Annotated in this window: 15 protein-coding genes; 10 read left to right on the top strand and 5 right to left on the bottom strand. The window is 64.0% G+C overall.

Annotation, left to right across the window (positions count from 1 at the left end):
- Positions 1 to 78 precede the first annotated feature (78 nt).
- Positions 79 to 1995: a molecular chaperone DnaK gene (dnaK, locus tag NKI50_RS17500; protein WP_023718912.1), complete on the bottom strand. Its 1917-nt coding sequence runs from the start codon at positions 1993 to 1995 to the stop codon at positions 79 to 81.
- A gap of 322 nt (positions 1996 to 2317) precedes the next feature.
- On the opposite strand from dnaK, the gene NKI50_RS17495 reads away from it, so the two are divergent.
- The 4 genes from NKI50_RS17495 to NKI50_RS17480 all read left to right on the top strand — a co-directional run bounded on the left by NKI50_RS17495 (position 2318) and on the right by NKI50_RS17480 (position 10759).
- A complete protein-coding gene (locus NKI50_RS17495) occupies positions 2318 to 4525 on the top strand; it encodes a hypothetical protein (protein ID WP_502897228.1) in 2208 nt (735 codons plus the stop codon).
- Positions 4526 to 4535: 10 nt separating this feature from the next.
- On the top strand, positions 4536 to 8288 hold the full coding sequence (locus tag NKI50_RS17490; protein WP_352717202.1) for a DUF7929 domain-containing protein: 3753 nt from the start codon (positions 4536 to 4538) through the stop codon (positions 8286 to 8288).
- Positions 8289 to 8518: 230 nt separating this feature from the next.
- Positions 8519 to 9196 (top strand): ribulose-phosphate 3-epimerase, encoded by a 678-nt coding sequence (gene rpe / locus NKI50_RS17485; protein WP_023718915.1) that lies wholly within the window; start codon positions 8519 to 8521, stop codon positions 9194 to 9196.
- A gap of 39 nt (positions 9197 to 9235) precedes the next feature.
- Positions 9236 to 10759 (top strand): malonate--CoA ligase, encoded by a 1524-nt coding sequence (locus NKI50_RS17480; RefSeq protein ID WP_352549622.1) that lies wholly within the window; start codon positions 9236 to 9238, stop codon positions 10757 to 10759.
- A gap of 2 nt (positions 10760 to 10761) precedes the next feature.
- Here the strand turns inward: NKI50_RS17480 and nagA are convergent, their stop codons facing one another.
- Genes nagA through NKI50_RS17460 form a run of 4 tightly spaced genes read right to left on the bottom strand, consistent with a single transcriptional unit; the run spans position 10762 to position 14616 of the window.
- A complete protein-coding gene (nagA, locus tag NKI50_RS17475) occupies positions 10762 to 11934 on the bottom strand; it encodes an N-acetylglucosamine-6-phosphate deacetylase (RefSeq protein WP_023718916.1) in 1173 nt (390 codons plus the stop codon).
- Positions 11931 to 12962 carry an SIS domain-containing protein gene (locus NKI50_RS17470; protein ID WP_352495468.1) on the bottom strand — a complete coding sequence of 344 codons (1032 nt, stop codon included), beginning with the start codon at positions 12960 to 12962 and terminating at the stop codon, positions 11931 to 11933. The genes nagA and NKI50_RS17470 overlap by 4 nt, the downstream gene beginning before the upstream one ends.
- Positions 12959 to 13741 carry a GntR family transcriptional regulator gene (locus NKI50_RS17465; RefSeq protein WP_023718918.1) on the bottom strand — a complete coding sequence of 261 codons (783 nt, stop codon included), beginning with the start codon at positions 13739 to 13741 and terminating at the stop codon, positions 12959 to 12961. Before NKI50_RS17465 ends, NKI50_RS17470 begins: the two co-directional genes overlap by 4 nt.
- Positions 13738 to 14616: a glucosamine kinase nucleotide-binding domain-containing protein gene (locus NKI50_RS17460; protein ID WP_352640347.1), complete on the bottom strand. Its 879-nt coding sequence runs from the start codon at positions 14614 to 14616 to the stop codon at positions 13738 to 13740. The genes NKI50_RS17465 and NKI50_RS17460 overlap by 4 nt, the downstream gene beginning before the upstream one ends.
- Before the next feature lie 199 nt (positions 14617 to 14815).
- Between NKI50_RS17460 and NKI50_RS17455 the strand changes: the two genes are divergently transcribed.
- The 6 genes from NKI50_RS17455 (at position 14816) to NKI50_RS17430 (ending at position 21123) form a co-directional block, all read left to right on the top strand.
- The gene (locus NKI50_RS17455) at positions 14816 to 15775 is read left to right on the top strand and encodes an N-acetylmuramic acid 6-phosphate etherase (protein WP_023718920.1); all 960 of its coding nucleotides are present in this window, start codon (positions 14816 to 14818) and stop codon (positions 15773 to 15775) included.
- A 2-nt stretch (positions 15776 to 15777) separates the two neighbouring features.
- Positions 15778 to 17037: an ABC transporter substrate-binding protein gene (locus NKI50_RS17450; RefSeq protein WP_352640346.1), complete on the top strand. Its 1260-nt coding sequence runs from the start codon at positions 15778 to 15780 to the stop codon at positions 17035 to 17037.
- Between the two features lie 238 nt (positions 17038 to 17275).
- Complete coding sequence (locus tag NKI50_RS17445; protein WP_023718922.1) at positions 17276 to 18199, top strand: carbohydrate ABC transporter permease; 924 nt, start codon at positions 17276 to 17278, stop codon at positions 18197 to 18199.
- Between the two features lie 12 nt (positions 18200 to 18211).
- A complete protein-coding gene (locus NKI50_RS17440) occupies positions 18212 to 19051 on the top strand; it encodes a carbohydrate ABC transporter permease (protein ID WP_023718923.1) in 840 nt (279 codons plus the stop codon).
- Positions 19048 to 20109 carry a Gfo/Idh/MocA family protein gene (locus NKI50_RS17435; protein ID WP_352640344.1) on the top strand — a complete coding sequence of 354 codons (1062 nt, stop codon included), beginning with the start codon at positions 19048 to 19050 and terminating at the stop codon, positions 20107 to 20109. Before NKI50_RS17440 ends, NKI50_RS17435 begins: the two co-directional genes overlap by 4 nt.
- 15 nt (positions 20110 to 20124) lie before the next feature.
- Positions 20125 to 21123, top strand: coding sequence for an ABC transporter ATP-binding protein (locus NKI50_RS17430; protein WP_023718925.1), 999 nt, complete (start codon positions 20125 to 20127; stop codon positions 21121 to 21123).
- The last annotated feature ends 233 nt before the right edge of the window (positions 21124 to 21356 follow it).

The raw sequence follows: 21356 nt of genomic DNA, 5'->3' as shown, positions 1-21356 counted from the left end.
CGGCGTTTTTCCGGCAAAGGGTTGCAAAAAAGCCCGGCTGTGCGCCGGGCTTTTTGCTTACCTGTACCGTCAGGCGGTTCAGGCCGACTTCTTCTTCTCGTCGTCTTCGTCGATTTCCTCGAAATCGGCATCGACCACATCGCTGTCCTTGGCGGCATCAGCCTTGGCGTCGGCCTCGGCGGCTTCCTTCTGCGAAGCCTCGTACATCGCCTGGCCGAGCTTCATCGAGACTTCGGCGAGCGTCTGCGTCTTGGCCTCGATCTCGGTCACATCATCGCCTTCGGCAGCGGTCTTCAACGCCGCGATCGCATCGGCAATCGCCGTGCGGTCGGTCTCCGAGACCTTATCGCCATAGTCCTTCAGCGACTTCTCCGAGGAATGCACCAGAGCCTCGGCCTGGTTGCGGGCCTCGACCAGTGCGCGACGTTTCTTGTCGACTTCGGCATTGGCCTCGGCATCCTTGACCATCTTCTCGATGTCAGCGTCCGAAAGGCCGCCAGACGCCTGGATGCGGATCTGGTGCTCCTTGCCGGTGCCCTTATCCTTGGCCGAAACGTTGACGATGCCGTTCGCGTCGATGTCGAACGTGACCTCGATCTGCGGCACGCCACGCGGCGCAGGCGGGATGCCGACCAGGTCGAACTGGCCGAGCGCCTTGTTGTCGGCGGCCATTTCACGCTCACCCTGGAAGACGCGGATGGTCACCGCCGACTGCGAATCCTCAGCCGTCGAGAACACCTGGCTCTTCTTCGTCGGAATCGTCGTGTTGCGCTCGATCAGCCGCGTGAATACGCCGCCCAGCGTCTCGATGCCGAGCGACAGCGGCGTCACGTCGAGCAACAGCACGTCCTTGACGTCGCCCTGCAGCACGCCGGCCTGGATGGCAGCGCCAAGTGCGACGACCTCATCCGGGTTGACGCCCTTGTGCGGTTCCTTGCCGAAGAACTGCTTCACGATCTCCTGTATCTTGGGCATACGGGTCATGCCGCCGACCAGAACGACCTCGTCGATCTCAGCGGCCTTGAGGCCGGCATCCTTGAGCGCCGCCTTGCAGGGCTCGATGGTGCGCTGGACGAGATCTTCGACAAGGCTCTCGAACTTCGCACGCGTCAGCTTTAGCGTCAGGTGCTTAGGGCCGCTGGCATCGGCGGTGATGAAGGGCAGGTTGATCTCGGTCTGCGTGGTGGACGACAGCTCGATCTTGGCCTTTTCAGCCGCTTCCTTGAGGCGCTGCAGGGCGAGCTTGTCGTTCCGCAGGTCGATACCCTGTTCCTTCTTGAACTCGGCCGCCAGATATTCGACCAAACGCATGTCGAAATCCTCGCCGCCGAGGAAGGTGTCGCCATTGGTCGACTTCACTTCGAACACGCCGTCGCCGATTTCGAGCACCGAAATGTCGAACGTGCCGCCGCCAAGGTCATAGACGGCAATCGTCTTGCCTTCCTTCTTGTCCAAGCCATAGGCAAGTGCTGCCGCCGTCGGCTCGTTGATGATGCGCAGCACTTCCAGGCCGGCGATCTTGCCTGCATCCTTGGTGGCTTGGCGCTGGGCGTCGTTGAAATAGGCCGGAACGGTAATGACCGCCTTCTCGACCTTTTCGCCGAGATAGGCTTCCGCCGTTTCCTTCATCTTCTGCAGGATCATCGCCGAGATCTGGCTGGGCGACTGGTTCTTGCCGCCGGCCTCGACCCAGGCATCGCCATTGTCGCCCTTGACGATCTTGTAGGGGACAAGCTTCTTGTCCTTCTCCGTCACCGGATCGTCATAGCGGCGGCCGATCAGGCGCTTGACCGCGAAAATGGTGTTTTCAGGATTGGTGACCGCCTGGCGCTTGGCCGGCTGGCCGACGAGGCGCTCGCCGTCGCTGTTGATGGCGACGATCGAAGGGGTCGTGCGCGCGCCTTCCGCATTCTCGATGACCTTGGATTCCTTGCCGTCCATGATGGCGACACAGGAGTTGGTTGTTCCCAGATCGATACCGATTACTTTTGCCATTTCTCTAATCTCTCCGCTAAGCAGGCTCTCAGGACCCGTACAGGCGTTCCGACGAAAGCCCCTGTTCACAAGAAATTCCGCTCCGGCAACCGGCATTCGGCGCTGGACGGCTTGGCGCGTATATAAGAACAGGCTGCGTGGCGCGCAAGCATTCCTGCGCAAGGCGTTCACCATTCATCGCGGTTGATCGGATTCGGGACCGGCAGGCCCGTATTTTCCGGCCGTGATCCAGCCGGCCCGGCCCCGGTCCATGAACCTTTCCGCCTCACCTCGCGACTGACGCTCAGGTGCCGCGTGGTGCGGCCCCGGAAAGGAAAGCCCCATGACCACAGATCCAGAGGCTCGATGGTCTCCGGGAACAGCAGGAACTCAGCGCGACAGTCGCCTTCGGGACCGGGTCGATGCGCTGGGCTTTCCGCTGGTTCCGTTGACCCTGCGCGGACGCCGGCGTATCATGACGGTGAGGAAAGCAGACAATTCGATCAGGGATGAACGTGCCGGAACGCCGCGCCTTGCCCTGATTTGCGCGCCGAGACCGGATGTTTCTCCCATGACCTGTGGGGGGAGATCCATGTCTTGCGACCATGGCGCGTCCGTGCGCTCTCGTGCCGGCCATTTGCGCCGCGCAATCCAGGCTGCCAGCGGATTATCGGCCTTGGCACTCGCCGCTGGGCTCTGGCTCGGCGGCTCGGCACAGGCCCAGGAAACCCAGATCATCTATCCCGGCTCGATGGCAGTGACCGGATTCTCTGGCACCATCATCCCCAATTTCGAGGAAGGCCTGCCGCCGGGCGTCGATCCGGTCGACGAGACCTTCATCGACACGGCGCGCGCAACCTTGCGCGTCTTCGACGTTTCAAGGCTGGGCGGGCCGGCGTCTGGCCAATTGGTCTTCACCCCGCCACCCTTCGAGGTCACGGCCGAGCAAATCGGCCAGGTGTTCGGCATCACTTATGACGACGGCGTGCGCGACGGCGTTCCCTCGGCCATTCCAAACCTCTATGCCGGCGCCACCTCGCTGCACGGCATCCGCATCGTCACACCAGACGGCGATGCCGACGGCCGGCCGGAGCGGCAGCGCCGCGGCACGGCTGACGCGGTCTTCATGGACGGCCAGTTCGGCACCGAAAACGGCGGCGGCCCCGGAACGATCTGGAAGATCGATGGCATCACCGGCGCCGTCTCGAAATTCGCCGATATCGACGCCAATAGCGGTCCCGGCATCGGCGACGTCACTCTCGACAATATCCACCGCCAGTTCTTCGCCAGCGATCTCGACACCGGCCTTATCCACCGCATCGACGCCAATGGCGCGCTAGTCGACACGTTCGACCACGGCGTCGCCGGCCGCCCGGCGCACGGGCTGCCCCCAGTCGCCGACGACGGCTCGGTGATGGACATCCAGGGTGCTGCCTTCGACAGCGAGGACCCCGATAGCTGGGGCTACACACAGGACGAGCGCCGCGTCTGGTCGGTCGCCTATCGTGGCGGCCGGCTCTATTACTCGGTCGGGGAAAAGGCGGAGATCTGGTCGGTGGGCATTGCCGGCGACGGCAGCTTCGGCGACCCGCGCTGGGAGCTGACCGTCAAGGCCGACAAGGATTACGCGGTCACCGACATCGCCTTTGACAACAAGGGCTTCATGTATCTGGCTCAGCGCGGCCCGGTGGAAAACCGCTACGACTACAGCCAGTTCGCCGATTCCGGCAAGGGTGAGGTCATCCGCTACTGGCGCGAAAATCCGGACGATCCGGCAACGGAATCGGTCTGGGTGGAAGTGCCGCAGGAATATGCGGTCGGCTTCCCGCAAGACAACCGGCAGTCGGCCGGCGGCCTCGACCTGCAATATGGCTACGATTCCGAAGGCAATCTCGATACCGGCATCTGCACCGACACGCTGGTCGATACCGGCGACAAGTTGCGCGACAACCCGGCGCTCGCCGAACAGCTCGCAGCCGGGGGGCCGCTTGCCGTGCACGGCGTGCAGATCACGCCGACGGCGCTGGTCAGGCCGGCCAACGTGCCGCCTTTCGGCTCGTGGTTCGTCGATTTCGACACTTATTTCGAAGACCCGGAAGTGGAAGGCCATGTCGGCGACGTCGAGGTCTGGCGCCCCTGCGAAGGCCGTGCCGGCTATTACGAGCAGGTGCCGGGCGGCTATCTGCCACCGTTCTATCCGCCGGACTTCCCGCCCCCCGGCAATCTGCCTCCTTGCCTTGATGTCGAGGATGTCGAGTATTTCTGCACGCCCTCCGGCCTCGAGGCCGATCTCTATCTTCATGACCATACCGGCTTCGGCGGCGATTCGATCAAGGCTCTGTCCAGGACGCCTGGCGTCGGGGTGACTTCGCCCCTGTCGCATGCGCCCGGCGCGCCATTCACGATCGGTATCACCGGCCATTATCCTGGCGACAGGGTCGATGTCGGGCTCTGCTTCTACAGGCAGTCCGACCGCGACAAGGGTGGCTACTACCCTTGCTGCAAGATGACCTTGCCGCTCAGAACCCCAGCCGTCAGCTGCGAACCGTGAGAAGGGGAAGATGAGCAATCTTGCACAGTCCCCGCTTGCGACGAGCAGCCAATCAACCGGCAAACAATCATTCGTCATGGAGACCATCATGAAACCCCTGTCACTCGCCAGGCGCGGCGCGCGCTGGCTGATGGCGGCCGGTATCGCGGTCGCCATGCTGAGCCCGCTGCAAGGCTTCGCTGAAGACCTTGCTCCGGCCAAGGCCAAGCCTGCCGATGCAGGCACTGTCATTCCAGATCCCAAGCTCGATTTCGACAATCCTCGCATCGTCAACCCGGAGCCGGGCCGGATCGTGCCCTTCTTCACCAAGAAAGGCGGCCAGAGAGGCTGCGACTATGTCGTATACTCGCTGAGCTTTGGCTTGCGCGGCAATCCGCAGGGTTTTGCCGGCCCGGGCCTCGCGGCCATGCTGAAAAAGGTCAGGCTCGACTTCAGGGACCAACTCCCGCACGGCCTGCGGATTGTCGGCGTGCATGTGACCGGCGACGGCACCGACGCATCCGGCGGACCGCTGCCCGGCGCTGCGATCAGCAGCTCGGCTGGCCCGGACGATACGGCGACGGTGTCCGATTTCCGGATTTCCGCCAGCGACCTCGACGGCATCGGCGCTGCGAACGAGCGCGCCATCACCTTCCAGATCACCGCCAAGATCGACCATGCGGCGTTTCCGTCGCCGGCAATCGTCGATAACCAGGGGCTGATCAAGGTGAGCCGCGGCGACCGCGGTGCTGGCGTCGAAATTCCGTCGCAGGACCCGGGCAAGCCGGACGACGGCAACTATCTCACGGGTGCAAAGACGTCGATCAAGATCGACGTCACCGAGTGCAACCCACCGCCTCCACCTCCTGGCAATCGTGAATGCTTCAAGGTGGAGCGAGGCACGGTCGATTGCGTGCCCGGCGGCGGCGCCTTCATCTACCATATGCCGGTCGGCCCAGAGATGGCTGGCAAATGGGTGCAGCTTTCGACGACGACACCCGGCATCACAATCATTCCCGACACCCAATTGGTGCCGGCCGGCGGCGGTGTGCTCAACTGGAAGATCGTCGGTGCTTCACCCGGCGACGTTATCCACATCATCGTCACCGGTATCGAAACCTATGCCGGCCCGAAGGAGGGCTGGGGCCTGTGCTGCACGCAGACCGTCGACATCGTCATCCCGCGTGACCAGAGGTGCCCGCCGAAGGACAAGGAACCGGATCTGAAAGTCGAAAAGCGTGCCGACGTGCAACGTTGCACGATGGCGGGCGGCTGCGACTTCACCATCAGGGTCACCAATGTCGGCGATGCGCCCTACCACGGCAAGATCGTGCTCGACGAAGTCACCCTGCCGGCCGGCTCCACCCTCGATTCAGGGCCGAACCCGCCTTGGGTCTGCGCGCCTGGAATCACCCCGATGATTTGCACTCATCCGGTGACCACGCTCAATCCGGGCGCCTCAGTCGACCTCAAGCTTGGCTTCAAGCCGGCCGCAGGCTGGCAAGGCAGCGTTTTGCGCAACTGCGCCACCTACAATTACGGCGCCAGCGGCAAGCCGCTTTTCGGCAGCCAGCTAAACGACCGCGGCTGTGCGTCGATCCCGGTCTGCCGCCGTGGCGATCGTGACCGCGACTGCCGGCCACCGGTGGAGAAGAAGGTCGACCTGATCCTGAAGAAGCGCGCCCGCACCGAATTCTGTTCGGCCGATGGCGTCTGCACCTTCGTGATCGACATCATCAACAATGGCAGCGTCCCCTACAATGGGCCGCTGACGGTCGTCGATAGCTATCCGGGCGGCGCGCCGGCATCCTCGACCTTCGGCCCGACGCCGCCATGGACGTGCGGACCGAACGGTTCCGGCAAGTTCCGCTGCGACAATCCCGGCATCGCGCTTATGCCGGGCGCCTCGACGCCGATCTTCGTCAGGGCGGTGATGCCGGCCAACTTCCGGCCCGGTAGTGTCGAGAACTGCGCCGAGGTGAAGGCCATTCCCGGTGAGAACGACATCACCAACAACAGGGCCTGCGCCAAGGAACGCATCCGTCATCCGAATGGCGGGCAGCCGGCCATGCGCATCACCAAGGTGTGCAATGGCTCGCTGGCCGGTGCTGCGGTCGTTTCCTGCCGCATTACCGTCATCAGCCTCGGCGCCACAGCCCCGACCGGTCCGGTGCGGGTCAACGATGCCGCGACGCTGATAGCCGGCGGAGCGCCGGTCCAGATCCAGAGCGTCACCCCAGACGGCGCGGAATGGGCTTGCGGACCGGTTCCGGCCAATGCGCTGTCGTGCCAGATTCCCGGCGCCGTTATGACGCCTGGAACCAGCCGCCATTTCGACGTGACGGTTGCTGCGAACGGCGAATTCGAGAACTGCGCACGCGGCTCCTACGGCCCGGCTCCGGGAGACGATATCGTCTATCCGATCGGCCAGGCCTGCGCCAAGGGCGGCGGTGCCTCGACCATCCGGGTCGAGAAGACCGGCGACGCCGAGTGCAAGCCCGGCCAGCCCTGCTCGTTCGAGATCACCATCACGAACGATGGGACGAGCGCCTTCTCCGGTCCGGTTCGCATCGGCGATGCGATCGGCGTCGAAGGCCTCGGCCGGCTGGAAGGCGTTGCGATCACCTCGATCGATCCGCCCTTCGGCTGCTCGCCGGAGCCGGCAACCTTGCCTCTGTCCTGCATCGCCCAACTGACGCTCGGCGCCGGGGAAAGCCATGTGCACAATGTGACCGTGATCATTCCCGACGATGGCCGTCTGACCAATCTGCAGGGCACTGTCAACGGCCAGAACTGCGTCGGCGTGCTGTCTCCGAACACGTCGGTGCAAGGCGGTGGCGACGTGTTGTCTCGTGGTGCCGCCAATGTGCAGGGCGATCGCGGCAAGGCCTATGCCTGCCATCCCTTCATCATCACGCATGAGGTGAAGAAGGAATGCTCGCAAGGCTTTGTCATGAACGACGCCGGCAACTGCGTCTGCCCGCCAGGCACGACCTTCCGTAACGGCCAATGCTCATCCGGCGGCGGCACGGTCATCGTGCCGAAGCCAAAACCTTGCGTTCTCCTCAAAGGCCAGATCCGTACCGAGGACGGACGCTGCGTCTGCCCGCGCGGGACCGAGCTGGAGAACGGCGCTTGCGTGGGCAACAAGCCGCAGCCCGAGCAATGCACCATTCGTGGTCAGATCCACAACGCCAACGGCGAGTGCGTCTGCCCGCGGGGCACGGAAGTCAGGGGTAATGTCTGCCGGCCAATCCAGCCAAAGCCCGAACAGTGCACCATTCGGGGCCAGATCCATAACGCCGCTGGCGATTGCATCTGCCCGAGGGGCACGGAAGTCAGGGGCAATGCCTGCCGGCCAATTCGGCCGCAGCCCAAGCAGTGCACGATCCGTGGTCAGATCCACGACGCCAACGGCGATTGCGTCTGCCCCCGGGGCACGGAACTGCAGGGCAATGCCTGCAGGCGCAAGAAGCCGGTTGTGGTGGAGTGCCCGATACCTGGCCAGATCCACAACAAGCGCGGCGCCTGCGTCTGTCCGCGTGGGACAGAGCTGCGCGACGGCGCCTGCCGCAAACCACGGCTGGAATGCGCACCGGGCGCGCGGCCGATCAATGGCCAGTGCCAGCCGATCATCAAGCGGCGCTGCCCTATCGGAACGGTCGGACGATATCCGGACTGCGTCCCGGTCCGCAGGAAATCGACGCTTGAGCCGAACCTGCTGCTGAATCCGAATGTTCCTCAGCAGGTCGTGCCAAGGCGCAAGCCGCAGCCGGAGCAATAGGATACGGCGCGGGAAATCCAGAACTTCAAACAGTGACCGTACTCGTCACCCAATACCCGCCGGAGCGATCCGGCGGGGTTTTTCTTCAGCGGGCAGATGAGAAGGCAGCGCAAACCTGAAGCCGCTGCATCGGCGGAAGGACAAACCGGCTTCCACTTTCCGGACTCATGGTCTAGGCAGTCGATACAGACAGAGGGTCCGCAAACCGGGGCGTACGGGAAGGCCGCATCATGAGCAAAAAAACCCTGATCGCGCCATCGGTGCTTGCTTCCGATTTCTCGAAGCTCGGCGACGAGGTCGAGGCGGTGACGGCCGCCGGCGCCGACTGGATCCACCTCGACGTCATGGACGGGCATTTCGTCCCGAACATCACGTTTGGGCCACCGGTGATCAAGGCGATCCGCAACCGCACCGAGGCGTTTTTCGACTGCCATCTGATGATCGCGCCGGCCGACCCCTATCTGGCCGCCTTCGCCGAGGCCGGCTGCGACGGCATCACGGTGCACGCCGAAGCCGGGCCACATCTCGACCGCTCGCTGCAGACGATCAAAAACCTTGGCAAGAAGGCCGGCGTGTCACTCAACCCGGCGACACCGGAAACGATGATCGAATACGTGCTCGACCGGCTTGATCTGGTCCTGATCATGACGGTCAATCCGGGGTTCGGCGGCCAGGCTTTCATTCCAGCGATCGTCGACAAGGTGAAGCGGGTGAAGGCGCTGATCGGCAACCGGCCGATCCGGATCGAGATCGACGGCGGCATTTCGCCTGAAACTGCGCCCCTTGTCACCGCGGCCGGCGCCAGCGTGCTGGTCGCCGGCGCGGCTATCTTCAAGGGCGGCAGCGTCGACGCCTACCGGGCAAACATCGAGGCAATCAGGGCAGCGGCGGACAAGGCGGCCGGCTGACCGCTGCCGTCCGGCCGGACCAGCCGCTCGGGGGGAAATATGAGCAACCATCTGTTCGATGCTTTCCGTGCCCGGATGCCCGCGCCCGAACGCCTTTTGATGGAGACAGAGGATGGGCGCTCGATCAGCTATGGCGAGACGCTGGCGCGCTCCGCTCAACTGGCGCATGCGCTGTCGCAGCTGGGCGTCGAAGCCGGCGACCGCGTCGCCGTTCAGGTCGAGAAGAGCCCGGAGGCCATTTTCCTTTATCTCGCCTGCCTGCGTGCCGGCGCGATCTTCCTGCCGCTCAATACCGCCTATACGCTGACCGAGCTCGACTATTTCTTCAGGGATGCCGAGCCGCGACTGGTCGTCTGCGACCCGGCGCGAGCGGGCGAGATCGGCGCTTTGGCGCAGACCTCGGGCGCTGCGGTCGCGACACTCGGCAGCAAGGGCGAGGGTTCGTTGACTGATCGAGCCTCTGAGGCGGCCGTGGACTTCCACGATGTGGCGCGCGGACCGGACGACCTTGCCGCGATCCTCTACACGTCCGGCACCACCGGCCGTTCGAAAGGCGCCATGCTCAGCCACGAAAACCTCGCCTCGAATGCGCGGGTGCTGGTCGACCTCTGGCGCTTCACTGCCGCAGACGTGCTGATTCACGCGCTGCCGGTTTTCCACACGCATGGCCTTTTCGTCGCCACCAATGTCGTCCTGATGGCCGGCGCCTCGATGCTGTTCGAAACCAAATTCGACCCGACCCGCATCGTCTCGCTACTGCCGCGCGCCACCGCGCTGATGGGCGTGCCGACCTTCTACGTCCGCCTGCTGCAGCAGGACGGTTTGAACCGGCAAGCGGCGAAAAACATCCGGGTGTTCATTTCCGGCTCGGCACCGCTTTTGGCCGAGACGCACAGAGCGTGGCGCGAGCGCACCGGCCACGCCATCCTCGAGCGCTACGGCATGACCGAGACCAACATGAACACGTCGAACCCGTACGAGGGCGAGCGGCGTGCCGGCACGGTCGGCTTCCCTTTGCCCGGCGTCTGCCTGCGCATCTCCGATCCCGATGGCGGCGAAACACTTGCCCGGGGCGAGGTCGGCATGATCGAGGTCAAGGGCCCGAACGTCTTTTGCGGCTACTGGCGCATGCCGGAAAAGACCAGGGCGGAATTCCGCGACGACGGCTACTTCATCACCGGCGATCTCGGGCTGATCGATGCCGACGGCTATGTCCACATCGTCGGCCGCGGCAAGGACCTGATCATTTCCGGCGGCTACAATATCTACCCGAAGGAAGTGGAGAGCGAGATCGACGCTCTTGCCGGTGTTGCCGAAAGCGCTGTCATCGGCGTTGTCCATCCGGATTTCGGCGAGGGTGTCACGGCGATCGTGGTGAGGGCGCCGGGCTCGACGATCAGCGCCGCCGCGATCATCGAGGCCATCGCTGGGCACCTCGCCAGGTACAAGCATCCGAAACAGGTGATCTTCGTCGACGAACTGCCGCGCAACACGATGGGCAAGGTGCAGAAGAACCTGCTGCGCGAAGCCTACAAAGACCTCTATACGTCCAAAGCCGGCTAACCCTAACAAGCAGGGCTGGCTGCAAAAACCCTGGCGCCGTCGATCCAGACGCTTTTCATGTCCAGATCGTCCGACAACGAAACGATGTTGGCGGCGGTTCCCCTGGCGAAGCGCCCGAGCCGGTGCGACTGGCCGATCGCCTGCGCCGGATAGAGCGAGGCCATGCGCAAGGCTTCGTCGAGGTCGAGACCGACCACGCGATGCACGAAGCGCACCGCGGAAATCATGTCGAGATCCGCGCCCGCCAGCGTGCCGTCGGCAAGTGTCAGCCTGCCATCCTTGCGGTGGATGGTGCGACCGTTCAGCGTGAACGAGGTCATGTCGGTGCCGATCGTCGCCATGGCGTCGGTGACGAGCAGGATCTTGCCCGGCCCCTGCTTGGCGCGCAAGGCGATGGCCATGGTGGCCGGATCGACATGGATACCGTCGGCGATGATGCCGGCATAGAATGTGCCGGTATCGATTGCCGCGCCCGCCAGCCCCGGCTCGCGATTGCCGATCTGGCTCATCGCGTTGAAAAGATGGGTGACCACCGTTGCGCCGGCCTCGGAAAAGGTGCGGGCCGTGGCATAGTCGGTATCGGAATGGCCGATGCTGACGATGACGCCGGCATTGCTGAGCGCCGATACCTGGTCGGGCTCGACGGATTCGGGCGCCACCGTAGTCAGCAGCACCGGCAGGTTTTTCCGCGTCGCGATCAGCATCGCCTGGTCGGGATCTAGCATCGGCCGGATCAAGGCCGGGTCATGTGCGCCCTTGCGGGCGATCGACAGATGCGGGCCTTCGAGATGCAGGCCTAGGAAGCCCGGCACCTTCCGTTGTGCGGCCTCTGCTCCGGCGGCAACCGCCGCGGCGGTGATCTCGGACGTGTCGGTGATCAGCGTCGGCAATAGCGCCGTCGTGCCGAAGGGCGCGTGCGCCCGGCAGATGGTCTCGATCGAGGGGACGTCGGGATGGTCGTTGAGCATGACGCCGCCACCGCCATTGACCTGCAAATCCACGAAACCCGGAACCAGCATACCGCCGCCGGTCTCGATAGGCGCAACACCGGATGGGACGGCGCCGGCGGCAACGATGGCCTCGACGAGGCCGTCGCGCACGACAAGCGCCGCATTGTCGTGCCAGTCATCGCCATCGAATATCCGGGCGCCGGTCAGCGCAAAGCGATCGCTCATAGCGTTTCCGTCACCTTGCGCAGATTGGGCGGCGTGTCTGGGTCGAGGCCGCGATGGCGGGCAAAAGCCTCGACGAAACCATAGAACGACACGATCAGTGTCAGCGGGTCGGTCAGCGGATGACCGGTGGCGACATGCGGCAGAGGCTGCGCCTTCTTTGCCTTGTCCGAAGTCACAAAGACAGCGGCGCCCTTGCCGGCCAGGCTGTCGGCGGCCTCGGCGACGGATGGTTCGGACGCATCGCGGGCAGCCAGCGCCAGCACTGGGAAGCCGGGACCGACTAGCGCCAGCGGGCCGTGCATGACTTCGGCGGCACTATAGGCTTCCGCATGCATGGCGCAGGTTTCCTTGAATTTCAGCGCCGCCTCGTTGGCGATCGCCGCCGACGGGCCCCGGCCAAGGATGAACAGCGAGTTCGGCGTCTCGAGTGCCCCGGCCAGCGCCATCCAGTCGCAAGCAATCGCCTTCCGAAAATGCTCCGGCAAGCGGGCAAGTGCTGCCAGAAGTTTGTCGTCGCCGGTGCAATGCGCCATCAGAGCGAGCCCTGCGACCGCCGAATTGACGAAGGTCTTCGTCGCTGCGACGCTGCGCTCCGGTCCGGCAAGGATGTCGATCGCGTAGTCCGAAGCCCGCGCGAGCGGCGAATCGGCGGTGTTGGTGATGGCGACGGTCAGCGAACCGCCGGCCCGCGCCGCTCGCGCCATCGCAACGATGTCCGGGCTCTTGCCCGACTGCGAGATCGCCAGGCAGGCCGAGCCGCCCAGCTTCAGCTTGGCGCCATAGATCGAGGCGATCGACGGGCCGACCGATGCGACCGCCAGCCCGGCGGTCAGCTCCACGGCATATTTCATGAAGGTCGCGGCATGGTCGGACGAGCCGCGCGCCACTGTGACGATGAAATTCGGATCGCGCTCGCGAATGCCGCGCCCGGCTTCCGTCAGCACCGCGGCCGAGCCGTCGAGCAGGCGGGCGGTGGCCTCGGGGATCTCCTCGATCTCGCGCCGCATATGGGTCATTGTTGCGGTCATGGCCTGCCCTCTTCGCCCGGCCCGCTCAGCCGGAGTTCGGCGACAAAATCATAAGCGTCGCCCCTGTAGATGGAGCGGGTGAACTCGATCACCTTGCCGCTCGCCAGATAGGAGATACGCTCGATGTGCAGGCCGGCAATGCCCGGCGGCACTTCCAGCAGATGCGCGTCGCCATCGCCGAGATTGGTGGCGGAAATGCGCTGCACCGCCCGCACCGGCCTGTTGCCGGTCTTTTCCAGCGCCGCGTAGAGCGACGAACCGATCGCCGCCGGATCGGGCAGCACGCTTGTCGATAGTGAGGCGCGCTCGATCGCCAGCGGCGTGTCGTTGGCAATGCGCAGGCGCGCGACGCGCGCCACCAATTCGTTCGACGCTAGGCCGAGCACCATCATCTCGTCGGGCGATGGCGGATAGAGGCCGCGGTCGAGCCAGGCCGAACGCACCGCCATGCCGCGCCGTGCCATGTCCTCGGTAAACGAGGTCAGCATCGACAGGGACTGCTCGACGCGCTCCATGCGCGGCGCAACGAAGGTGCCGGAACCATGACGCTGGACGAGGATGCCGCCCTTGACCAGGTCCTGCACCGCCTTGCGCACGGTGACGCGCGAAATATCGGCCTTGCTGGCGATGTCGCGCTCGGAAGGCAGCGCATCGCCCGGTCCGATCAGCCCGCGTTTGACGGCGTCCTCGATGCTTTTCCTCAGCTGCAGATAGAGTGGCGCGCCACTCTGCGACGATTGTCTCAGCGCCGCGAAAATCTGGTCGGCGGCGTCGCTCATCGCGCCGCCTCCGCCTTCGTAAAAATCCGAACCGCCATCTGAACCGCGCCGCCCAGCGCGTCGTCGAGCGGCGGCTTCAGCAGCGCCCGGTAGCGCGCCGACAGGCGCGGCGCGTAAAGCGGCGCCAGGCCGCCGAGCAGGCAGAGCGGATCGTCGCCACCAAGGTCGAGCACGCCAAGTGCTGCCTCGACATCGGCCACCGCCTTGTCGAGGATCCAGATAGCGACGACGTCGCCTTTTTCGGCATGTTCGAACACCTTGGGTGCGAAGCCGCCGAAATCGCCGGGCTTGGCATTGGTGGTGAATTCGACCACATCCTCGGGATTGTTGCGGAAGATGGCGAGCATGGCCTGCGTCAGTGGCGATCCTTCGCGGATGCCGTCATAGGCGAGCAGCGTCTGCTCGAGCAGGTCGCGGCCGATGCGGGCGCCGCTGCCCTGGTCGCCGACCTGGAACCCCCAGCCGCCGATGGCACGCGATCGGCCGTTCTTGCGCGCCATATAGGCGGTGCCGGTGCCGAGTATGGCCATGGCGCCGTCACCGGAGCCGACCGCGCCTTCCAGCGCGATCTCGGCGTCGGTCTCGACACGGCTGATGCGGAACGGCAAGATCGCTTCGAGCTGCTGCCTGTAGGTGCCGACATTGGCGCCGGCTAGGCCGAGAATGGCCGGAGTTTGCGGGATCAGTCCGGGATCTCTGCCCGCGGCGACAAAGGCCTGCTGCGCCGCGTCGACGATGTTGGCCCTGGCGCCGGTGAGATCGGTTCGGATGTTGGCGGCGCCGCTTTTGGCGCGGCCGAGGACGCTGCCATCGGCCGTTGCAAGGGCCGCCCTGCAGCTGGTGCCGCCGCCATCGATGCCGAGCACGAATTTCACGCGATTTCTCCTCCAGACGGATAATACCAATAAAATACCAATAGCCAAGGATTAATTTCCGTTTCAAAAAAGTTAAGGCGTAGTTTGTTGGAAAATCAGCTGATTTCGTCCGCAAGCCTGCGCCACCGCAAGGATTTGATTAATGCGTGTGGACAAGTGGTATTTTTTTGGTATGGTTTTCTCGATTGGAGGAAAGCGGATGGCCGAAACGCGCACCGAAGCGCTTCACCACAATGCCGAGGGACTGGATATCCAGGCCCCGGAAGCCGTCCTTTCCTCTTTGGCCAACGCGCAGATCGAGGCCGCCAAGGCCGTTCACGGCGCCATTCCTGCCATTGCCGCGGCAGCCGAAATCATCGCAAGCAGACTGAAAAGCGGCGGCAAGCTCGCCTATGCGGCCGCCGGCAGCTCGGGCCTGATGGCATTGGCCGATGCGCTGGAGCTGCCGGGCACTTTCGGCATCCAGCGCGACCGTATCGCCATCCTGATCGCTGGCGGCGACGAAGCTTTCAAGACACTGGCCGGCGGGCCGGAGGATGACACTGACGAAGCTTCGGCAGCGGTCGCCGCCGCCGGCGTTGGCAAGGGCGACTGCCTGATCGCCGTCTCGGCCAGCGGCTCGACGCCTTATGCTGTCAGGGCGATCGAGGATGCCAGGCGCCGCGGCGCGGCGACCATTGCTGTCGCCAACAACGGGGATGCGCTGCTGCTGCGGCTGGCCGACATCGCCATCCTGCTCGAAACGCCGCCCGAGCTGATTGCCGGCTCGACGCGCATGGGCGCCGGCACCGCCCAGAAGATCGCACTCAACATGCTGTCGACGCTGGCAGCCATCCATCTCGGCCATGTCCATGATGGCTACATGGTCAACCTCACGGCCGACAACATCAAGCTGCGCGACCGCGCCGCACGCATCGTTGCCGCCGTCAGCGGGCGCGACAAGGACGAGGCGGCGCGCCTGCTCGATAAGAGCGGCGGCGTCGTCAAGACCGCTATTCTGCTCGCCGCCGGCGCCGCCAGCGCCGATGCGGCCGAGAAGATACTGGAAGGGACCGGCCACAAGCTGCGACCAGCCCTTTCCGCGATCGAGGGGAGCAAGGGGCGCAATGCCTCCGTTCTCATCAAAACCGAACCTGAAAAAGGTCAACAGGGAGACTGAGCATGACAACGAAGCTACTGACGGCACTTCTTCTCGGCACCAGCATTCTCGGCACCGCCGGGGTGGCTTATGCCGACGACGTAACGCTCAACATCGAAAGCTGGCGCGGCGACGACCTTGCCATCTGGAAGGACAAGCTGATCCCGGCTTTCGAGGCCAAGAACCCCGGCATCAAGGTGGTGTTCGCACCGTCGGCGCCGACCGAATATGACGCCGCCCTCGGCGCCAAGCTCGCCGCCGGCTCGGCCGGCGACCTGATCACCTGCCGCCCGTTCGACAAATCGCTGGAACTCTTCAAGAAGGGCAATCTCGCCGATATCTCGACGCTGCCCGGCATGGAGAACTTCTCCGATGTTGCCAAGGCCGCCTGGCGGACCGACGACGGCAAGTCGAGCTTCTGCGTGCCGATGGCCTCGGTCATCCATGGCTTCATCTACAACAAGGACGCCTTCGACAAGCTCGGCATCAAGGTGCCGACGACCAATGAGGAGTTCTACGCTGCGCTCGACAAGATCAAGGCCGACGGCACCTACATCCCGATGGCGATGGGCACCAAGGATCTCTGGGAAGCCGCGACCATGGGCTACCAGAACATCGGCCCGAATTACTGGAAGGGCGAGGAAGGCCGCCTGGCGCTGATCAAGGGCGAGCAGAAGCTGACCGATCCGCAGTGGGTCGAGCCCTACAAGGAACTGGCCAAGTGGAAGGACTATCTCGGCGACGGCTTCGAGGCGCAGACCTATCCGGACAGCCAGAACCTGTTCACGCTCGGCCGCGCCGCCATCTACCCGGCCGGCTCGTGGGAAATTGGCCTGTTCAACACGCAGGCGCAATTCAAGATGGGCGCCTTCCCGCCGCCGGTGCAGAAGGCCGGCGACACCTGCTACATCTCCGACCACACCGATATCGGCATGGGCCTCAATGCGGCCTCGAAGAACGCGGATGCGGCCAAGACCTTCCTGTCCTGGGTGGCCTCGCCGGATTTCGCTACCATCTACGCCAACGCGCTGCCCGGCTTCTTCAGCCTGAACAACACGCCGGTGAAGATGGAAGACCCGCTGGCCCAGGAATTCGTCTCTTGGCGCGGCAAGTGCAAGTCGACGATCCGCTCGACCTACCAGATCCTGTCGCGCGGCACGCCGAACCTCGAAAACGAGACGTGGGTTGAATCGGCCAACGTCATCAACGGCACCGACACGCCGGAAGCTGCCGCCAAGAAGCTGCAGGACGGCCTCGACAGCTGGTACAAGCCGGCGAAGTAAGGCGCGGCGAAGCGATATCTCCCCCCTTGAAGGGAGATGTCGCCAAAGGCGACAGAGGGGGTCGGTCGAGGCAGGCGGCAGCTTGATCGTTGCTGGAAAGCACGGTCGAACGACGATGGCGCGCTGCCTCGGCCGACCCCACCCGCCTCGCTTCGCGAGGCACCCTCCCCTCGAGGGGGAGGGAGGCGCCGTGGCTTTTGACGGCAATAGCAAGACCTGATCGGCGGGGACCGAACGCATGGCCGCAGCACCGAAAAGACCGTTCCGCTGGCATATCGGCGTTTTCCTGGCACCGGCGTTGCTGGTCTACACGGCGATCATGATCTTGCCGCTGGCCGGCACGCTGCAGCTGTCGCTGTTCCGCAACATCAACCAGTCGCAGGTGTTCGTCGGACTGGAAAATTTCCGCATGCTGTTCGGTGATCCCAACTGGTCGGTCAATTTCTGGAACGCGCTGCGGAACAATGTCTGGTTCTTCATCATCCACATGCTGGTGCAGAACCCGATCGGCGTCCTTTTGGCAGCACTTCTGTCCAGCCCCCGATTGCGGTTTTCCGCCTTCTACCGCACGGCAATCTTCGTGCCGACGATCCTGTCCTTCGTTATCGTCGGCTTCGCCTGGAAGCTGATACTGTCGCCGCTATGGGGCGTGGCGCCGCATATGATGGACCTTGTCGGCCTGAAAAGCCTGTTCACGCCCTGGCTCGGCAAGGCGCAATATGCACTGACCGCGCTCAGCCTGATCTCAGTGTGGCAGTTCGTCGGCATCCCGATGATGCTGATCTATGCGGCACTGCTGTCCATCCCCGAAGAGGTGATCGAGGCCGCCGAATGCGACGGCATCACCGGCATGGCGCAATTCTGGAAGATCAAGCTGCCGCTCATCCTGCCGTCGATCGGCATTATCTCGATCCTGACCTTTGTCGGCAATTTCAACGCTTTCGACCTGATCTACACGGCGCAAGGCGCCTTGGCCGGGCCGAACTATTCGACCGATATCCTCGGCACCTTCCTCTACCGCGCCTTCTTCGGTTTCCAGCTGCAGGTCGGCGACCCCAATATGGGCGCGGCGATCGCCACGATGATGTTCCTGATCATCCTCGGCGGCGTCTGCGTCTACCTATTCCTCGTGCAGACGCGCTTGCGTCGCTACCAGTTTTAGGGGAGCGTGACCATGAGCACCGCAACCCGTTCGCTGCCCCGCACCATCGGCGCGCATGCGATCCTTCTGACCTACACCGCGATCGCGCTGTTTCCGGTGATCCTCGTGATCATGAATTCGTTCAAATCACGTGCCGGTATCTTCGGCGCGCCGCTGACGCCGCCGACGCCAGGGACCTTCGACTTGATCGGCTACACCACGGTGATCGGCCAGGGCGACTTCATCCACTATTTCCAGAATAGCCTTGTCGTCACCGTCGCCTCGCTGTTCTTCGTGCTTCTGTTCGGCGCCATGGCGGCTTTCGCGCTGTCGGAATACCGCTTCCGCGGCAATTCGCTGATGGGGCTTTACCTGGCGCTCGGCATCATGATCCCGATCCGCCTCGGCACCGTCGCCATCCTGCAGCTGATGGTGGCGAGCGGGCTGGTCAACACGCTGACGGCGCTGATCCTGGTCTACACGGCGCAAGGCCTGCCGCTCGCCGTCTTCATCCTGTCGGAATTCATGAAGCAAGTCTCCGACGATCTGAAGAATGCCGGCAGGATCGACGGCCTGTCCGAATACACCATCTTCTTCCGGCTGGTGCTGCCGCTTGTGCGGCCATCGATGGCGACGGTCGCGGTCTTCACCATGATCCCGATCTGGAACGACCTGTGGTTCCCGCTGATCCTGGCGCCGTCGGAGGAGACCAAGACGGTGACGCTCGGCGCGCAGCTGTTCCTCGGCCAGTTTGTCACCAACTGGAACGCCATTCTGGCCGCACTGTCGCTGGCGATCATGCCGGTGCTGATCCTCTACGTCATCTTCTCGCGGCAGCTGATCCGCGGCATCACTTCGGGAGCGGTCAAGTGAGTTCGCAAACACCCCTTCGCGTCGTCGTCGCCGGGCTCGGCAATATGGGGCGCAGCCATGCGCTGGCCTATCACACCAACCCGGGCTTCCAGATTACCGCACTGGTCAACCGCTCGGATGTGCCGCTGCCGGAAGGGCTTTCGAGCTATGGCATCCTGCGTTCATTCGACGAGGCGCTGCGTGACGAACGGCCTGACGTCGCCTGCATCGCCACCTATTCCGACAGCCATGCCGATTATGCGGTCAAGGCATTCGAGGCTGGCTGCCACGTCTTTGTCGAAAAGCCGCTGGCAACGACGGTCGCGGACGCAGAACGCGTCGTAGCCGCGGCCAAGGCCAACGGCAAGAAACTGGTGATCGGCTACATCCTGCGCCACCACCCGTCCTGGATCAGGCTGATCGCCGAGGCGCGGAAGCTCGGCGGCCCGTACGTGTTCCGCATGAATCTCAACCAGCAATCCTCCGGACACAGCTGGGAGACGCACAAGCAGCTGATGCAAACGACGTCGCCGATCGTCGACTGCGGCGTGCATTATCTCGACGTGATGCTGCAGATCACCGACGCCAGGCCGGTCGAGGTGCGCGGTATGGGGCTGCGGCTGAGCGACGAGATTGCGCCCACGATGTACAATTACGGCCACCTGCAGGTGCTGTTCGACGACGGTTCGGTCGGCTGGTACGAGGCCGGCTGGGGGCCGATGATTTCGGAGACGGCTTTCTTCGTCAAAGACGTGATCTCGCCCAACGGCTGCGTGTCGATCGTCATGAAGGAGGGCGTCAGGTCCGACGACATCGACACCCACACCAAGACCTCGACCATCCGCCTGCACAGTGCTGCAACCGGCGCGGACGGCAAGTTCGCCAAACCGGACGAGATGCTGTCGATGGAAGGCGAGCCCGGCCATCAGGACCTCTGTGACCTCGAACAGGCGTTTGTGCTGAAGGCGATCCGCGAGGACCTCGATCTTGGCCGCCACATGGACGACGCGGTGAAGTCGCTCGCCGTCTGCCTTGCCGCCGACGAGAGCGTGCGCAGCGGCCTCGCCGTGAAACTCTAGAACAGGGACGAAGCCGTGGGCTCGCTGAACATCGAGAACGTGAAAAAGGCCTTTGGGCCGGTCGAGGTGCTGAAGGGCATCAACCTCGAGGTGACGGATGGCGAGTTCGTCGTCTTCGTCGGTCCATCCGGCTGCGGAAAGTCGACGCTGCTCAGGGTCATTGCCGGGCTGGAGGACTCGACCTCGGGCCGCGTGGTCATCGACGGGGCGGACGTTTCCGCCACGCCGCCGGCCAAGCGCGGCATCGCCATGGTGTTCCAGACCTATGCGCTCTACCCGCATCTGACGGTGAAGAACAATATGGGCCTCGGCCTCAAGCAGGCGGGCACGCCGGCGGCCGAGATCGACCGCCGCATCGGCATCGCCTCGTCGATGCTGTCGCTGGAGCCCTACCTCGAAAGGCGCCCGGCCGAATTGTCCGGCGGCCAGCGTCAACGCGTCGCCATCGGCCGCGCCGTGGTGCGCGAACCCAAGCTTTTTCTGTTCGACGAGCCGCTGTCGAACCTCGATGCCGCACTGCGCGTCAACACCAGGCTGGAGATCGCCCAGCTGCACCGTCGGCTGAAGGCGACGATGATCTATGTCACCCACGACCAGGTCGAGGCGATGACGCTGGCCGACAAGATTGTGGTCCTCAACGCAGGCAAGATCGAGCAGATCGGCGGCCCGATGGAGCTTTACAATTCGCCGGCAAATGAATTCGTCGCCGGCTTCATCGGCTCACCGAAGATGAATTTCGTCGACGGCACCAGGCTTGGCGAAACGGCAAAGACCATCGGCGTCCGGCCCGAACATTTGACCGTCGATCCCAAATCCGGCGCCTGGAAAGGCACGGTCGTGCATGCCGAGCACCTCGGCGCCGACACCAACCTCTATCTCGACTGCGAGAAGGCCGGCTTGATCACCGTGCGCATTTTTGGCGTCTACAATGCCGAACCCGGCACCACGCTCTATGCGACGCCGGATCCGGTAAAGACCTATCGGTTTGGAGCGGATGGCAAGGTGATGAAGTAGCGCCCCTCTTCCTTCTCCCCTTGCGGGAGAAGGTGGCCGAGCGAAGCTCGGTCAGATGAGAGGTGCTAGACGGAATGAGGCGTTGGAGTTCCTTCCAACACCCCTCAATCGTCTCGGCGCTGCGCGCCGATCCACCTTCTCCCACAAGGGGCCTGTTGCGTAATTCGCTGATTGTGATTCTCTGAGGTGGACGGTCTGAGGGAATCGCGATGGCAGTGAAGCAGACGGGCCAG

Origin of the sequence: Mesorhizobium sp. M0563, from assembly GCF_040321065.1 — a bacterium.
Taxonomy (GTDB): domain Bacteria; phylum Pseudomonadota; class Alphaproteobacteria; order Rhizobiales; family Rhizobiaceae; genus Mesorhizobium.
This window is presented reverse-complemented; position numbering and strand designations above follow the sequence as displayed.

Excerpts from the sequence above, each read along its gene's own strand:
- NKI50_RS17480 (WP_352549622.1), top strand. The coding sequence starts at position 9,236 with ATGAGCAACCATCTGTTCGATGCTTTCCGTGCCCGGATGCCCGCGCCC.
- NKI50_RS17450 (WP_352640346.1), top strand. The coding sequence starts at position 15,778 with ATGACAACGAAGCTACTGACGGCACTTCTTCTCGGCACCAGCATTCTC.
- NKI50_RS17470 (WP_352495468.1), bottom strand. The coding sequence starts at position 12,962 with ATGACCGCAACAATGACCCATATGCGGCGCGAGATCGAGGAGATCCCC.
- NKI50_RS17455 (WP_023718920.1), top strand. The coding sequence starts at position 14,816 with ATGGCCGAAACGCGCACCGAAGCGCTTCACCACAATGCCGAGGGACTG.
- NKI50_RS17495 (WP_502897228.1), top strand. The coding sequence starts at position 2,318 with ATGACCACAGATCCAGAGGCTCGATGGTCTCCGGGAACAGCAGGAACT.
- NKI50_RS17490 (WP_352717202.1), top strand. The coding sequence starts at position 4,536 with ATGAGCAATCTTGCACAGTCCCCGCTTGCGACGAGCAGCCAATCAACC.
- nagA (WP_023718916.1), bottom strand. The coding sequence starts at position 11,934 with ATGAGCGATCGCTTTGCGCTGACCGGCGCCCGGATATTCGATGGCGAT.
- dnaK (WP_023718912.1), bottom strand. The coding sequence starts at position 1,995 with ATGGCAAAAGTAATCGGTATCGATCTGGGAACAACCAACTCCTGTGTC.
- NKI50_RS17465 (WP_023718918.1), bottom strand. The coding sequence starts at position 13,741 with ATGAGCGACGCCGCCGACCAGATTTTCGCGGCGCTGAGACAATCGTCG.
- NKI50_RS17440 (WP_023718923.1), top strand. The coding sequence starts at position 18,212 with ATGAGCACCGCAACCCGTTCGCTGCCCCGCACCATCGGCGCGCATGCG.
- NKI50_RS17445 (WP_023718922.1), top strand. The coding sequence starts at position 17,276 with ATGGCCGCAGCACCGAAAAGACCGTTCCGCTGGCATATCGGCGTTTTC.
- rpe (WP_023718915.1), top strand. The coding sequence starts at position 8,519 with ATGAGCAAAAAAACCCTGATCGCGCCATCGGTGCTTGCTTCCGATTTC.